This window comes from Haloarcula sp. KBTZ06 (assembly GCF_048595605.1).
Taxonomy (GTDB): Archaea; Halobacteriota; Halobacteria; order Halobacteriales; family Haloarculaceae; genus Haloarcula; species Haloarcula hispanica.
Genome location: NZ_CP184339.1, coordinates 283,837 through 298,967, shown reverse-complemented (window position 1 = coordinate 298,967; position 15,131 = coordinate 283,837). Strand labels below are relative to the sequence as shown.

At 64.2% G+C, this 15,131-nt stretch carries 16 protein-coding genes; 11 read left to right on the top strand and 5 right to left on the bottom strand.

All coding sequences use genetic code 11. From position 1 onward, the window contains the following. Nucleotides 1-216: 216 nt before the first annotated feature. The 8 genes from ACNO8S_RS17910 (at nucleotide 217) to yqeB (ending at nucleotide 9,034) form a co-directional block, all read left to right on the top strand. Nucleotides 217-771 (top strand): (2Fe-2S)-binding protein, encoded by a 555-nt coding sequence (locus ACNO8S_RS17910; protein WP_014031287.1) that lies wholly within the window; start codon nucleotides 217-219, stop codon nucleotides 769-771. Next, a complete protein-coding gene (locus tag ACNO8S_RS17905; RefSeq protein WP_420182903.1) occupies nucleotides 764-3,214 on the top strand; it encodes a xanthine dehydrogenase family protein molybdopterin-binding subunit in 2,451 nt (816 codons plus the stop codon). The genes ACNO8S_RS17910 and ACNO8S_RS17905 overlap by 8 nt, the downstream gene beginning before the upstream one ends. A gap of 126 nt (nucleotides 3,215-3,340) precedes the next feature. After that, the gene (locus tag ACNO8S_RS17900) at nucleotides 3,341-3,910 is read left to right on the top strand and encodes a (2Fe-2S)-binding protein (protein ID WP_050038404.1); all 570 of its coding nucleotides are present in this window, start codon (nucleotides 3,341-3,343) and stop codon (nucleotides 3,908-3,910) included. Then, complete coding sequence (locus tag ACNO8S_RS17895; RefSeq protein WP_151104078.1) at nucleotides 3,907-6,387, top strand: xanthine dehydrogenase family protein molybdopterin-binding subunit; 2,481 nt, start codon at nucleotides 3,907-3,909, stop codon at nucleotides 6,385-6,387. Before ACNO8S_RS17900 ends, ACNO8S_RS17895 begins: the two co-directional genes overlap by 4 nt. A 100-nt stretch (nucleotides 6,388-6,487) precedes the next feature. Then, nucleotides 6,488-6,859, top strand: coding sequence for a DsrE/DsrF/TusD sulfur relay family protein (locus ACNO8S_RS17890; RefSeq protein WP_014031293.1), 372 nt, complete (start codon nucleotides 6,488-6,490; stop codon nucleotides 6,857-6,859). Continuing rightward, nucleotides 6,856-7,209: a DsrE family protein gene (locus ACNO8S_RS17885; protein WP_014031294.1), complete on the top strand. Its 354-nt coding sequence runs from the start codon at nucleotides 6,856-6,858 to the stop codon at nucleotides 7,207-7,209. Before ACNO8S_RS17890 ends, ACNO8S_RS17885 begins: the two co-directional genes overlap by 4 nt. Before the next feature lie 2 nt (nucleotides 7,210-7,211). Further along, nucleotides 7,212-7,457, top strand: coding sequence for a hypothetical protein (locus ACNO8S_RS17880; protein ID WP_023843018.1), 246 nt, complete (start codon nucleotides 7,212-7,214; stop codon nucleotides 7,455-7,457). After that, complete coding sequence (gene yqeB, locus ACNO8S_RS17875) at nucleotides 7,454-9,034, top strand: selenium-dependent molybdenum cofactor biosynthesis protein YqeB (protein WP_420182902.1); 1,581 nt, start codon at nucleotides 7,454-7,456, stop codon at nucleotides 9,032-9,034. The genes ACNO8S_RS17880 and yqeB overlap by 4 nt, the downstream gene beginning before the upstream one ends. Before the next feature lie 17 nt (nucleotides 9,035-9,051). On the opposite strand, the gene selD is transcribed toward yqeB, so the two are convergent. Together selD and ACNO8S_RS17865 are read right to left on the bottom strand one after the other, a co-directional pair. Next, complete coding sequence (selD, locus tag ACNO8S_RS17870; RefSeq protein WP_420182901.1) at nucleotides 9,052-10,092, bottom strand: selenide, water dikinase SelD; 1,041 nt, start codon at nucleotides 10,090-10,092, stop codon at nucleotides 9,052-9,054. 2 nt (nucleotides 10,093-10,094) lie between these two features. Further along, on the bottom strand, nucleotides 10,095-10,343 hold the full coding sequence (locus ACNO8S_RS17865; RefSeq protein WP_008312065.1) for a sulfurtransferase TusA family protein: 249 nt from the start codon (nucleotides 10,341-10,343) through the stop codon (nucleotides 10,095-10,097). A gap of 94 nt (nucleotides 10,344-10,437) precedes the next feature. Between ACNO8S_RS17865 and yqeC the strand changes: the two genes are divergently transcribed. Genes yqeC through ACNO8S_RS17850 form a run of 3 tightly spaced genes read left to right on the top strand, consistent with a single transcriptional unit; the run spans nucleotide 10,438 to nucleotide 12,294 of the window. After that, nucleotides 10,438-11,217, top strand: a complete 780-nt coding sequence (gene yqeC / locus ACNO8S_RS17860; RefSeq protein ID WP_420182900.1) for a selenium cofactor biosynthesis protein YqeC — start codon at nucleotides 10,438-10,440, stop codon at nucleotides 11,215-11,217. A gap of 46 nt (nucleotides 11,218-11,263) precedes the next feature. Continuing rightward, nucleotides 11,264-11,881, top strand: coding sequence for a nucleotidyltransferase family protein (locus ACNO8S_RS17855; RefSeq protein WP_420182899.1), 618 nt, complete (start codon nucleotides 11,264-11,266; stop codon nucleotides 11,879-11,881). 32 nt (nucleotides 11,882-11,913) lie between these two features. After that, on the top strand, nucleotides 11,914-12,294 hold the full coding sequence (locus tag ACNO8S_RS17850) for a Rid family detoxifying hydrolase (RefSeq protein ID WP_008312058.1): 381 nt from the start codon (nucleotides 11,914-11,916) through the stop codon (nucleotides 12,292-12,294). Nucleotides 12,295-12,313: 19 nt separating this feature from the next. Here the strand turns inward: ACNO8S_RS17850 and ACNO8S_RS17845 are convergent, their stop codons facing one another. The 3 genes from ACNO8S_RS17845 to nadE form a co-directional block, all read right to left on the bottom strand. Continuing rightward, complete coding sequence (locus tag ACNO8S_RS17845; RefSeq protein ID WP_420182898.1) at nucleotides 12,314-13,648, bottom strand: 5'-deoxyadenosine deaminase; 1,335 nt, start codon at nucleotides 13,646-13,648, stop codon at nucleotides 12,314-12,316. 119 nt (nucleotides 13,649-13,767) lie between these two features. Then, on the bottom strand, nucleotides 13,768-13,965 hold the full coding sequence (locus ACNO8S_RS17840; RefSeq protein ID WP_008312056.1) for a 30S ribosomal protein S17e: 198 nt from the start codon (nucleotides 13,963-13,965) through the stop codon (nucleotides 13,768-13,770). A 146-nt stretch (nucleotides 13,966-14,111) separates the two neighbouring features. Next, nucleotides 14,112-14,960: an NAD(+) synthase gene (gene nadE, locus ACNO8S_RS17835; RefSeq protein WP_420182897.1), complete on the bottom strand. Its 849-nt coding sequence runs from the start codon at nucleotides 14,958-14,960 to the stop codon at nucleotides 14,112-14,114. Between the last annotated feature and the right edge of the window lie 171 nt (nucleotides 14,961-15,131).

The following is a 15,131-nucleotide window of genomic DNA, read 5'->3' as shown; positions in this document are numbered from 1 at the left end:
GAATACGTGTCACAGATTTGCCACACGTCACACATTGACTAGCGCATCTGCCGCGACTGTGTCAACCTAGTGTCGTGTAGTGGGCCGTGCCCGTGAAATCGTCTGGCAACATTGCGTTCAGACACCTGTGAAGCATACATATATGAGAGAGTGTTGCACACCTGTTCACTGACAGGCGTGTGTACGTAGCACATACCGAAAACCGGAGGGTACGCTGTGGATATTGAACTCACAATCAACGGCGAGCGAACGAGAGTCGAAGCCGGGTCGGCGGAGGACCTGGCGACGGTTTTGAGACAACACGGCTACATCGGCGTGAAATGTGGCTGCGACGGCGGAGCCTGCGGCGCATCGAAGGTGTTCGTCGACGGCGAGGTGCGCATGGCCTGCGGAATGGCCGCGGCGGACGCCGACGGGAGTGAGATACAGACCGTCGCAGCGCTCGGAACACAGGACGACCTGCACCCGGTGCAGCAGGCGTTCGTCGACAACTTCGCCGTCCAGTGCGGGTTCTGTATCCCAGGGATGATAATTCAGGCGGTGGCACTGCTGGATTCGAACCCAGACCCAACCGAGCGGGAAGTCCGGGAGGCACTGGACGACAACATCTGTCGCTGTACCGGCTATCAGAAGCCGGTCGAAGCCGTTCTGGACGCAGCAGAACGAATGCAGGGGGAGCAGTCGGTTGCCGCGGACGGCGGCCGGTCGGTCGATGGGCCCCCGCGCAGAGCCGAGTCGACCGGCTGCTGTGGAGGTGGCTGCGATGAGTGACGACGACGAGACAGCCAGGGCCGACGGCGGCACGGCCTCACAGTCAGAGACTGTCGAAGACGAACGGTTCGAGGAGCACCCTCTCGAATGGGACGAACCCGAGAACAACGACAAGGCTCCGGACGAGCGCGACAGTGTCTCCCACCGGACGGAGAAGTACGACGACCGAAAGCTCGTCACCGGGCAGGCGAAGTACACCGCCGACTACGAGGAGCGGTATCCGGACCTCGCATACGCAGCGGTCGTCCGAAGCGAAATCCCACACGGCCGCGTGACCGATATCGACACGAGCGCGGCCGAGGCGATGGACGGCGTCGAAGCGGTCCTGACACCGGAATCCGACGCGGTGCCGGACGCGAAATACACCAGCGCCGGGCAGTCCTATCCCGAACCGAGCCCGTGGGACATGCGCGTGCTGAACGAGCACGTCCGCTACATCGGCGACCCGATTGCCGCCGTCGCAGCCGACGACCGGACAACCGCGAGCGCCGCCGTCGAGGCTATCGAGGTGTCGTACGAGGAGTACGACTACGTCACCGACCCGGAGGACGCCTTCGGCGAGGACGCGCCGCAGTTGTTCGAGGGCGGCGAGGTCGAGAACGAGATTGTCGGCCACGACTACGACCGCAACCGGATGGCCCACATCGAGGGCGAACTCGGAGACGTGGACGCGGCGCTCGACGGCGAGACCCACGTCCACGAGACCGAATGGGAGACGATCCGACAGTCTCACGCGAACGTCGAGAAACACACCTCCTTGGCCTACACGAACGAGGACGACCGCCACGTCCTCATCACCAGCACGCAGGTGCCGAACCACACGCGCCGCCAGCTCGCCCACCTGTTCGACATCCCGATCCGTGATATCCGCGTGACGAAGCCGCGGGTCGGCGGCGGGTTCGGCGGGAAACAGGCGATGGTCGTCGAGCCGATTCCGCTCGCGCTGTCGCTTGCCACCGATCGCCCGGTCCTGTACGAAGCCAGCCGTGAGGAGGAGTTCTACGCGATGCGCTCGCGGCACCCAATGAAGGTCAAAGCGAAGACGGCCGTCACCGACGACGGCGACATCGAAGCCATCGACATCTACGCGCTTTCGAACACCGGCGCGTACGGCAGCCACGGCATGACCGTCGCGGGCAACGTCGGGAGCAAGCCGCTGCCGCTGTACTCGAAGGTCCCGAACGTCCACTTCGAGGCCGATATCGTTCACACGAACACGCCCCAGACCGGGGCGATGCGGGGGTACGGCGCGCCACAGGGCACGCTTGCGCTGGAAGGCCATCTCGACGAGGTCGCCCGCGACCTCGGTCTCGATCCCGTCGAGTTCCGACGCCGACACCACATGGAAGTCGGCGACCTCGACGAGATCGCGGGGATGATGGGCGGCGAAGGCGCGGAGCGCCGTATCCGGTCGTGTGGCCTCGACGAGTGCATCGAACGCGGGAAGGACGCTATCGGCTACGACGACCTCGAACAGCCCGCCGCAGACCATCTGCACCGCGGCATCGGGATGGCGCTGTCCGCGCAGGGGACCGGCGTCGCCGGCGACGAACTCGGGGCCGCCCAGATAATGATGAACGAGGACGGGAGCTTCCACCTGCAGGTCGGCGGCGTCGACATCGGGACGGGCGCTGACACGGCGTTCCTCCAGATCGCCGCCGAAGTGCTGGGCTGTGATGAGGCCGACATAGTCGTCAAGTCCGCCGATACTGACGTGACGCCCTTCGACTACGGCGCGTACGCCTCCTCGACGACGTACATCAGTGGGATGGCCGTCAAGAAGGCCGCCGAGGACGCAAAAGAAAGGATTCTCGACTGGGGGGCGAAACTGCTTGAGGAGCCAGTCGATGTTCTGGAAACCGGCGACGGAACGGTGTACAGCGAGACCAGCGGTGATTCGGTCACACTCGAAGACATTGGCTACGAGGCCGCCTACGGCGACGACGAGCGGGAACACATCCTGGGGAAGGGGACCCATTGCACCGAGGAGAGTCCCCCGCCCTTCGCCGCCCAGTTCGCCGACGTGACCGTCGATGAGACAACCGGCGAGTTCGAGGTGCACAAACTGGTCGTCGCGGTCGATTGTGGCGTCGCGATCAACCCCGGCATGGCCGAGGGCCAGATCGAGGGCGCGAACCACATGAGCTACGAGATGGCCGTCAGCGAGGGTATCACGCTCGACGACGAGGGACGGGCGGAAGTGACTGACTTCGACGAGTACGGACTGCCGTCGGCGACCGAGACGCCGCCGATCGAATCGATTCTGGTCGAGACCCACGAGCCGACCGGTCCGTTTGGCGCGAAATCGGTTGCGGAGGTCCCGACAAACACAGTCCCGCCGGCGCTGTCCAACGCCGTCCGGGACGCCGTCGGCGTCCGTATCCGGGAAATGCCCATTTCCGCCGAGAAAATCAAGGCAAAACTGGACGAGCGCAAAGCCTAGCTCCGATCGCGGTGACAGTCACGCCAACAGACCCGGTGTGTCGGCGTGGCATATCGCAAATCCGCGATAGCTATTTACCGCTCTGTTCGTCACGTTGCTGACATAGCCAGCGAGCTGATGAGTCATATGGAAATCGAACTAGAAATTAACGGTGTGGAACGGACTGTCGAAGCATCGAAGTCCGATTCGCTTCTCGATGTCCTTCGGCGGAACGGGTACACCGGATCGAAACGGGGGTGTGACACCGGCGCGTGCGGCTTCTGTACGGTCCACGTCGACGGCGAACCGGTGAAATCCTGCGTCGAGCCGGTGACGAAAGTACGGGACACATCCGTCGAGACAATCGAAGGCCTGGGCGAACAGGACGACCTGCATCCGGTCCAGCAGGCCTTCGTCGTTAACACCGCGTTGCAATGTGGCTTTTGCATTCCGGGGATGATAATGCGCTCGACGGCGCTGCTAGAGGCGAACACGGACCCGACAGAGCAGGAGGTCCGGGAAGCGCTGTCGGACAATCTCTGTCGATGCACCGGCTACAAGAAAATCGTCGAAGCGGTGCTGGACGCCGCCGAGCGGATGGACGGCGGGACAGCCGTCGCCGCCGACGGTGGGAAGGCAGTCGAAGGCAACGAGAGGGTCGCAAATTCGACCGAGTGTACAGTCAACGACTGCGACTGCATGGAGGGCGGTCAGTGAGCGATTTCGACCGGGCTCGGGAGACGAGCGAGCAGCCCGACAGGACAGGGGTGGAAGACGCGGCCCCTGCCGGAGCTGAGAAGGAGTCAGAGGCGGACGTGGCACGGGAACCTGACCGGAAGCCCAAATCCGAACGCGACACCATCACGGCGGACGAGGAGAAAGACGACGCGCGGAAGATTGTGACCGGGGAGGCCCGTTACACGGCGGACTACCGCGACCGGTTTCCAGACCTCGCCCACGGGAAAGTGGTTCGCAGCGACATCGCCCACGGCTACGTCGAATCGGTCGACACGAGCGCTGCCGAGGCGATGGACGGCGTCGACGCCGTCATCACGCCGTTCGACGACGTAGTCCCGGACAAACTGTACTCCAGTTCGGGCCAGTCCTATCCCGAGCCGAGCCCGTGGGACCTGAAAGTGTTGCGCGAGCACGTCCGCTTCGTCGGCGACCCGGTCGCGGCCGTGGCGGCCGACGACCCGGAAGCGGCCGACCGCGCCGCACGGAAAATCGAAGTCGAATACCGGGAACTGGACGCCGTGTTCGACCCAGAGGAGGCCTTGGATGAAGACGCCCCGCAACTGTTCGAGACCGACGACGTGGAGAACAAGCAGTCGGGCGCGGACTACAGTAGAAACCTCGAATCACACTTCGAGGGGGAACTCGGTGACGTGGAGGCGGCGTTTGAGCGGGCCAGCAACGACGACGACCGGCACGTCATCGAGACGGAATGGGAAACGCCGTACCAGTCCCACTGCGTCCCGGAACCGCACACGACCATCGCCTACACGGACGAGGATGACCGGCACACGTTCATCACAGCGACGCAGGTCCCCTTTCACACCCGCCGCCAGATAGCGCACCTGTTCGACGTGCCCATCCGTGACGTACGGGTGACGAAGCCGCGCATCGGCGCGGGGTTCGGATCGAAACAGGAGATGGCGATAGAACCCATCGCCTTCGCGCTCCACCTGGCGGCGGGCCGACCGGTCAAACTGGAGATGAGTCGTCAGGAGGAGTTCACCGCGCTCCGCTTTCGACACCCGATGCGGATGCGGATGCGGACCGCGGTGACGGACGACGGCGATATCGAGGCGATGGACCTCTACACGCTGTCGAACTCGGGGGCATACGGCACCCACGGCATGACTGTCGCGAACAACGTCGGAACGAAGCCGCTTCCCCTCTATCCCCGGGTCCCGAACGTCCGCTTTGCAGGGGACGTGGTACACACGAACCTCCCCATGGGCGCGGCGATGCGGGGCTACGGCGCGCCACAGGGCCACTTCGCCGTCGAAGCGCACATGGACGAGGTGGCCCGCCGCCTCGACTTCGACCCCATCGAGTTCAGACTTCAAAACGCGGTCCGGGAGGGCGACCTCGACCGGAGCGTTGCCATCCTGAAAGACGGTGACCGGTTCACTCGACGGATTCGCTCGTGTGGCATCCGCGAATGTGTCGACCGCGGAAAGGCGGCTATCGGCTACGACGACCTCGAACAGCCCGACGAAGACCACCGCAAGCGCGGCGTCGGAATGGCGCTCATCGCACAAGGGAGCGGTGTCGCAGGCAAGGAACTCGGCGCGGCGCAGGTGCAGATGAACGAGGACGGGAGCTTCCACCTGCAGGTCGGCGGCGTCGACACCGGCACGGGCGCGGACACGATGTTCTCCCAGATCGCCGCCGAGGTGCTGGGCTGCACTCCCGAGGACGTCGTCGTCATCGCTGCCGACACCGACCTGACGCCGTTCGACTACGGCGCGTACGCCTCCTCGACGACATACATCAGCGGTCGCGCGGTCAAGAACGCCGCCGAGGACGCCAAAGAGCGGCTGCTAGAGTGGGGGTCGAAACTGCTCGACGAGCCGCCGGACGTGCTCGACACCGGCGACGGCGGCGTGTTCAGCGAACGGACCGGAAACCGCGTGTCGCTGGAGGAGATCGGCTACGAGGCCACTTACGGCGATGACGAGCGTGAACACATCCTCGGGGACGGGAACCACTCGACCGACGAGAGCCCGCCGCCCTACGGCGCGCAGTTCGTCGACGTGACCGTCGATACGGAGACCGGCGAGTACGAACTCAACAAGCTGGTGTTTGCAGCCGACTGCGGCGTCGCGATCAACCCCGCGCTGGTCGAGGGGCAGATCGAGGGCGGCGAGCACATGAGTCTCGAATACGCCACCAGCGGCGACCTCACCTTCGACGAGGAGGGCAACCCCGAAGTGCTCGGGTTCCGCCAGTACGGGATGCCACGGACGACCGACCACCCCGAGATGGAGACCATCCTCGTCGAGACACACGAACCCACGGGCCCCTTCGGCGCGAAATCTATCGCGGAACTCCCGACGAACGGCGTCCCGCCGGCGCTCTCGAACGCCATCTGCGACGCTGTCGGCGTTCGGCTGACCGAGCTACCGTTCACTGCGGAAGACGTGACGGCGGCACTCGATGAGCAGTCTGCTGGCGATGAGTGAGTTGGTTTCGAACAGCTTTCTTCCGATTAATATCACACACGGAGTGTTTTTTGTTGTGTCGAGCAAACTATTAAGATCAGGTCGGCGAAATCTCGACAGTATGGCGTACATCGGGTTTCTGCTGACAGGCGGTCCCTTCGACAGCGAGCGATGGCGTACCGCCTACGAGCTGGGCCGGGCGGCGCTGGACCAAGGCCACGAGGTGAGCTACTTCCACTACCTCGACGGCGCGCTTGTCCCCGTCGCCGACCAGACGTTGCCCGGCTGTTCGGACAGCGGACTGTACGACGAGATGCCGACAGAGAAGTTTCAGGAGCTTATCGCGGACGGCGCGGACGTCATCTGCTGCGGGCTCTGTGTCGACGCGCGGGGAATCGATGCGCCGGCCGACTACCCCGAGGGCGTCGAAGTCGGGCTGCTTCCGGACCTGGCGGACATCATCGGTGAGGCTGACCGGGTGGTCTCGCTATGAAACGAGATGTCGTCGTGTTGCTCACCCGCGCTCCGTGCGGCCGAGTCCACATCCCGGAGGGGCTGCGTGCCGCCCGCGGCGTCGCAGCTGGCTTCGATATGCACGACGTGACGGTGATATTCACCCAGGACGGCGTGTACGGCGCTCGGGACGCTGTCGGCCGCGAGGCGCTCAACATGAGCGGGCACGTCGCCGACTTAGCGGAACAGGGCGGACAGATGATCGCGGACCGCGCGGCGATGGCCGAACGCGGCGTCGACGAGGGTGAAATCGCCGACGACGTAACAGTCTGGTCGGACGACCGCGTCACCGCCCGCATCCGTGACGCCGACCACACACTGGATTTCTGATAATGTTGTATCTCATCGACAAGCCGATGGCCGAAATCGGACTGCGAACCGCCGCCGGGGACCCAGAGGCGCACGTCGTCCTCATTCAGGACGGCGTCTACCTCTCGCCGGATATCGACGCGCCAGTCTCGGCGGTCGCGAGGGACGTGGACGTACGGGGGGTCGACCTCACGCCGGACATCGACCCCATACCCTACGACGACGTAGTCGCTGCCATCGTCGAACAGGAGGTGAAGAGCTTCGTATGAGCCTGTTCGAACGTATCGACGAACTGGCCGGACAAGGGGTGCCGGCGGCCTTGCTGACCATCGTCCGCAAGGACGGCAGTGCACCGCGGGACGTGGGGGACAAGATGGTCGTCACCGACGACGAGGAGTACGGGACCATCGGCGGCGGGACAGTCGAGCACCTCGCCGTCCAAGACGCTCGGTCAGTACTCTCGGGAACCGACGACCCCGGCGTCCGGACGTACGAACTTGAACGCGGCGGCAACACGGGAATGGTCTGTGGCGGCGAGATGGAGGTGTTCATCGACCGCGTTCGCGGGCAGGCACGGCTCTACATCGCCGGCGGCGGCCACATCAGCACGGAGCTGGCTCCGTTGGCGGAGCGACTTGGCTACGCCGTCACCGTGGTCGACGACCGCGAGGCCTACGCCGACCCGGGGCAGTTTCCCGACGCTACCGACGTGATTCACGGCGACTACGGCGAGGCGCTCGGCGACCTGTCGATGGGGACCGAGACAGCCGTGGCCGTTGCGACGCGGAGCGGGACGTTCGACCAGGACGCCGTCGCTACGGCGCTGGACGACGAAGCTGGCTACGTCGGCCTCGTCGCCAGCGAGGCGAAGGCCAACCACGTCCTCGACTCGCTCGCCGAGTCGGGGTACGCCCGACGGGACCTCAGCCGGGTCCGAACGCCGGTGGGGCTCGACCTCGGCGGGAGCGGGCCGGCCGCCGTCGCGCTCTCGATTCTCGCCGAGGTCACCATGGACCGCCACGACGCCGCCGGTGAGCGGGCGACGCGCCTGAACCTCGACGACCTCGTCGTTGTCCGCGGCGGTGGCGACCTCGGGAGCGGCGTGGTCTACCGGCTCCAGCAGGCCGGCTTCCCGGTCATCGTCACCGAAGTCGAACAGCCGACAGTCGTCCGGCGGGCGGTCGCCTTCGGTGCGGCGCTGTACGAGGACGAGGTGACTGTTGAGGGGGTCACCGGCCAGGCAGCTTCTGATGTCGACGAGGCGCTCGAACTGCTCGCCGGCGATGTCGTCCCGGTACTCGTCGACCCAGAGGCAACCGTCGCCGACGAACTCGATGCCGCGGTGCTCGTCGACGCTATCATGGCGAAAGGGAAGTTCGACACCGGCACGCGTCGAGGGGACGCCGACGTAGTTGTCGGGATGGGGCCGGATTTCGAGGCCGGTGAGGACGTGGACGCGGTCGTCGAAACGGACCGCGGGCACGAACTCGGCCGCGTGTTCTACGAGGGGACTGCGAGCGAATACGACGGCGAGCCCGGCGAACGGCGCGGCTACACTCACGAGCGGGTGCTTCGTTCCCCGGCCGACGGTAATTGGACTCCGACGGTCGCCATCGGCGACAGTGTCACAGCCGGCGACGTGGTCGGCACCGTCGACGACCGGCCGGTCGAGACCGAGATAGACGGGCTGGTTCGCGGTCTGGTCCACGGCGGCCTCGGCGTCAGCGAGGGCACAAAGCTCGGCGACGTCGACCCCCGCGGCGAGTCCGTCGACCCAGCGAAGATCTCCGACAAGGCGCTGTGCCTCGGCGGTGGCGTGCTGGAGGCGACGCTTCGGTTGCGGTAGAAGGCTCCTACTAGACGTTAGGAACGGACTTCTTCGAGGGTCAGGTCATCCAGCGTAACGCCGCTGCCGCCCGTGACACGCCCGACAGCTCGGTAGAACACGCTGGCGTCGTCGAACGCTGCTTCGACGGCGTCGGTCGCGGCCGGCGGGACAGAGACGAACAGTCCGCCGCTGGTCTCCGCGCTCTCCCCGTCAGTTAGCCCGTATCCGAAAAGCGTGGAAAGGGCGGGCGTTCCTGCGATGACCGGGAGGTGTGTCAGTTCGATACCGACGTTCGAGCGGTCGGCCATCACGCGGCTCTGGCCGGCGAGGCCGAATCCGGTGATATCGGTCGCCGCGGTCGCGTATTCACGGCACGCCAGCGTTGCGTCCCGGTTCGGGGTCGTCATCCACGCGATGGCCTCCGAAGCAATACTGTCGAGCGGGCGGTCAGCGGCGTCGGTGACTGTCTCAACGAACTGCGCGTCGGTCACGCGGGTCGCCCCCATAGCCGGCTGTGTCCCGAGCGGTTTGGTCAGGTAGAGCCGGTCGCCCGGGCTGGCCCCCTGCGAAGTGAGCAGGGCGTCTGGCCGTGCTGTCGCCGAGATGGCGCCACCGGCGAAAGGCCACGGACTCATGATTGTGTGGCCGCCGGCGATGACGCCGTCCATCGCGTCCAGTGCGTCGGCCATGCCGGCGAGGATTGAGGCCGCGCTGTCGGTTAGTTCTCGTGGGAGGCCGAGGACGACCAGGCAGTCGACGTTCTCGACGGCCCCCGTGGCGAACGCGTCGCTGGCGGCGTTACAGGCCGCGACACGGCCGAAGTCGTACGGATCGTCGACGATAGGCGTGAAGAAATCCACCGTCGAGACCAGCGCGAGCTCGTCGGTGAGTTTCCGGGCAGCGGCGTCCTCGCCGACACCGAACAGCAGCGCGTCGCTGTCACCTGTGAGGCCGGCATCGGCGAGCAGCGAATCGAGGTCGCTCTGGCCGACTTTGCAGGAACAGCCGTGGAGTTCCGTGTACTCCGTCAGGCGCGTCGTCTCGTCGTCACCGTCAGTCGCCGCGTCGGTTCCCACACTCAGGCCTCCGATAGTGATGCCATCTCGGTCACCTGAAGTTCGAGTTCGAACTCGTCGGACTCGCCGGCGGTCTCCGCGGTCGTCACGTCGATGCCGTGGGTCGTACACATCCGCCGCAGGTTCTCTTCGGCCGGTGGGTAATCACCTCGAACGACGAGCGTCTCCCCAGGGTCGAGGTCTGAAAGCGCCTGCCGGACAATAAGCGCCGGCCGGGGACAGATTTCACCACGAACGTCTACGCGGGGCATACGGGTACGTGTGTTACTAAGTCACAAAAACGCTGTCGGCGACACACCTCGTTGCCTCGGCAAGCTATTTTTGTGTGTCCCGCGGAGCGACTGTATGCATCTGGCTGCTGCGCTGGACCTGGGTTCCAGCGCTGCTGTCGCCTTTGTCGGGGCTGGTGGGAAGAAAACCGCGATGGGACAACTGACGATTGAAGGGACCGACGAAGGGTACGACGTGGGCTACACGACAACGACAGCGATGCCACCGCCGCCTGACCTGCCGCTGACGCTCACTGGCCCGGACGAGTGGTGCGACGACCTCGACGAACACGAACCGCCAGTTGCCTTCGCTCGCGAGAGGGTAGCCGATCCGGCGCGAGTCGACTGGAAGGTTCGCGGATTCGACGCGAGTGTGGTGGAACAGCTATCCGAGGCTGGACTGTTCGACTGGCTGCTCGTCAAGGCTGACGGCGCACGCAAGCGCGAGTTCAAAGCGCCCGGTGCTAGGGAGCCGGTCGTACCGAGGACAGCGAGCCACGTCGTTCCGGTCGCCTCAGTCGCCGCCGTCGGTGAAGTGCTGACGACGGACGTGGTCCACCGGCCGGAGCGGGTAGCGGACATCACAGGCCTCGATGTGGGCGACACCATTACGGCGGAGGCTGTCGGGACAGTGCTCACACATCCTGAGGGTGGGCTCCGAAACGCGCCAACCGAGGCGTCTGTGATACCGCTGGTCAACAAAGCGGATACCGAATCACAGCAGTGTACCGCCAGAGACGTTCTCAGCCACGCACTGTCGCAGACAGGCCGGTGTTCTCGGGGCGTGATTACGTCGTTCGCGTCGGATATCTGTGAGGTCGTCGCTGTGACGGATGTGCAGGAGGCCCAGCGGTGACGAACGTCGGTGAACTACTCAGTATCGTTGTGAAACGAGGGCCACGATGAGCGGGCAGCACCGGACCGAAGTCGGTGGCGTCGTCCTCGCCGCTGGGCGGAGTTCACGGTACGAGCCGGGTAACAAACTACTGGCAACCATCGGCGGAAGGGCAGTCGTCCGACAGGTAGCCGAAACCGCATGTGAGTCACCGCTGTCGGACGTTGTCGCCGTCCTCGGATACGAGGGCGTGGCTGTCGCTGAGGCGCTAGAGGCGCTCTCAGTTTCGCTTCGTCATAACGACGATTACGCGGCCGGCCAGAGCGCGTCGGTTCGACATGGAGTCGACTATGCACAGAAATCCGGCTGGGACGCCGCCCTGTTCCTACTGGGCGATATGCCCTTCGTCCGGGCCGAAACTATCGAGGTGCTTATCGAAGCGTACCGTACAGGGACGGCAACCGTCGTCGTTCCCGAACACGAGGGGACGCGGGGCAACCCCGTGCTATTCGACGGCTGCCACTTCGATGCGCTCGCCTCAGTCTCCGGCGACCGCGGCGGTCGGGATATCATCGAGACCACCGAGCGGACAGCGTTCATCGAGGTCGAGGACCCCGGCATCCACTGGGATATCGATACCGATGCTGACCTCGCCGAGTTCGCGGACCGCCGCGACAGCCTGTAAATTTAAGACACTGATGGTGGAAGACTCGACTGATGAAACGGACAATCAGCACGGCCGATGCACCCGATGCGGTCGGCGCGTACAGCCAGGCGACGACAAACGGCTCGCTCGTGTTCACCGCGGGCCAGATTCCGATGACGCCAGACGGCGACCTGCTGGACGACGAACCGATAGCGACGCAGGCGGAACAGGCGCTATCGAACGTCGAAGCGGTGCTAGCTTCGGAGGGACTGGAGATGAGCGACGTGTTGAAAGTGACCGTCTATCTGGACGACATCGACGATTTCGAGTCGATGAACGACACGTACGCCGGCTTTTTCGACGACGAGCCGCCGGCCCGGAGCGCGGTCGAGGTCGCAAGCCTGCCAAAGGGCGTGGGAGTCGAAATCGAAGCAATCGCGACGAGCGAGTAAGGGCACCGCCAAGGGCCACTCAGGGCTTCTGTTCCTGTGCGGACTTGCGTTCGTCTTCGAGGTCCATCTCAAGCCCCATAGTCGAGGCCTCTTCACGCACGGCGTCGGCGTCGATGGTGGTTACCTCGCCGTGTTCCATAAGCACGTTCCCGTCGACCATCGTGAAGCGGACGTCGTCGCCGTGGGCCGCAAACACCAGGTGGGAGAGCACGTCGTGCAGCGGCGTCGCCCGCGTAAGGTCCGTATCCAGACCGACGATGTCGGCGCGCCACCCCTCCCGAATCGCGCCGAGTTCGTCGAAGCCGGCGGCTTTCGCGCCGTTGCGCGTCGCCATCTCGAAGATCTCGGCCGCGGGCGTCACTGTCGGGTCTAGCTGATCGACCTTCTGGAGGAGACTCGCCTGTCGCATCTCGGTGAACGCGTCGAGCGTGTTGTTACAGGGCGGTCCGTCGTTGCCGATGGCGACGTTGATACCGCGGTCACGGTAGTCCCAGATCGGCGCGATGCCGCTGGCGAGTTTCATGTTCGAGGACGGGCAGTGGGTGACGTGCGTCCCCGTTTCTGCGAGGACTTCGCGCTCGCTCTCGTCGGTCCAGACGCAGTGCGCAAGGACGACGTCCTCACCGGTGAGACCCACCTCGTCGAGCCAGTGGATGTTGCGCATCCCGGTATCCTCTTTGACCGTCTCGATTTCGCTCTGGTTCTCACTGGCGTGGGTGTGGATGCGGACGCCGTCGTATTTGTCCACGAGTTCGCGCACTCCCCGGAGACAGGCCTCGCTACAGGAGACGGCGAATCGCGGGGTGACAGCGTACCGAATCCGGTCGTTGTAGGCACCGTGATACTGCTGAATGAGCCGCTCGGACTCCTCCAGTGCGGCCTGCGTATCCTCCAGCAGCCCATCCGGCGAGCGCTGGTCCATCAGCACCTTGCCGAGCACGCCACGGATACCGATCTCGCCCGCCGCTTCGAAGGCGCGGTCCGCGTGGGCGACCGAGAGGTGGTCGATACAGGTCGTAGTCCCGCTTTCGATCATCTCCAGATAGCCCAGTTTCGCCGCGACTTCCATCTCCTCGGCGGTCAGGGAGGCTTCCATCGGCAGAATGTAGTCGAACAGCCAATCGAGTAGTTCCGTATCGTCGGCGATGCCGCGGCCGAGACTCTGCACGGAGTGGATATGGCCGCCGACGAGGCCCGGCAACAACACGTCGTAGGACTGGTGTTCGTGGTCAGCGTACTGCGATTCGAGTTCGGCACATGAACCCACAGCCTCGATACGGTCCCCGGAGACGACGACCGCCCCGTCCTGCAGGACGGTCTCAGAATCCGCAACGACAGTCCCAGTGAGTAGCATACGTCCTGCAAGAGGGTCTCTACATAAAGAAGGTCCTCATATCGGGACGACCGCCGAGTGCAGACAACCCGGCCACAGACGTGTGGCATTCCGTGTGTCGCGTGTGCTTCGCAGTGGCCTCATCTTTGCGAGCCGTTCCGTGTCCGTTTTTGACGGGTGATGTATCTAGTGAGTCTGGTTTGGGTACGAAACGAATCCACGCTGGCAAGTCGCTGAACGAGACGAGTGTTTGTCTCGTACTGCTCAGTAAACAGTTCGGGGTACTCCGACAGTAGCCTGTCGCCGATATCGATTATCTCCTGGGGGTCGGCCTGCATGGGTGTGAGAATCGCGGAGTGTGGCTGTTAACTGCTTTGCTCACAGAAATACCACGTTTGGCTCGTACTGTTGGCTGTCCCTCTTGCGAGAGATTTGTGACTCCCCGGGGGTGGCGAAATACGCCACAGACGAACAGCCGACAGTGTCAGTTATCCATCGATGGCTTTGGTGGCGTGTGTCGCTTGTGGCGGGTACTGGCACACCACTGAACCGTACGCTCAACGACAGATTCGCTGACACCGACCTTGTCAGCCACCGCCGACGCGGAACAGCCTCTATCAATCGCGAAGTGGAGGACGCTGTCGAGGTCTCGCTGGTCGATACCCAGTTCCGCCGCATCAGTTGCCCCAGTGTGCTCCATTGGATGGGGTGACTGGTCGAGGAGGTCCGATGGAACCGCAAGTGCAGCAGCCAGGGCCTCGATCTCAGTTCTATAGAGGTCGCCAAACAGCGACAGGTCCACGCCGTTCTCGCCGTGTTTCGCAACGGAGCCCAGCAGTCGGTCAGTCCGGGAGACAGTCCCTACAACGAGTTCGTTCCTGGTGTTTGCGACGTAGTACTTACACGCCATCCGGAAGCGTTCGCCAGCGTTTTGCATCGCCACGAGGTCGTCGGTCGGCCCCCCGGTCTCACCGACAACTCGCTGGAACGCCGTCAGCACTGGCTGCAGATTGAGCCGGTGACAGTCGATGTCAAGCAGCGACGCGACGGTTTCAGCCGTCCGAGCAGGCCCCTCGTCGCTTAGCTGTACCGGCATCACCAGTCCAGTCACGTAGTCGGCCCCGATGCCGTCGACAGCCAGCGCCGCCGCAACTGTCGATTCGATGCTGCCGTCGAGCGGAACGACCAGTCCGTTAGCCTCCGCCTCCGTGATCTTGTTCTCCAGGAACACCGGAAGGATTCCCTGTATCCGTCTGGTCGCTGCCTTCGACGTCGCCAATCCGTGGTCCTCACGCGGGAGTTTGAGCGTGTGAGGGTGCGTCGCTTTACTCACGGACTTTCTCCTCCCCCACTACCCAAGGCACACTCGGAGATGCGACTACCGAACGCGTGCATCCAACCAGCCTAATCATACTACAACGTAGGCCACTGGTGTCGTATAACTGTTGTCGACAAACGTCATGAGTGTCTTCGGTAGCCTCGATACACCTTATACATTACCAAT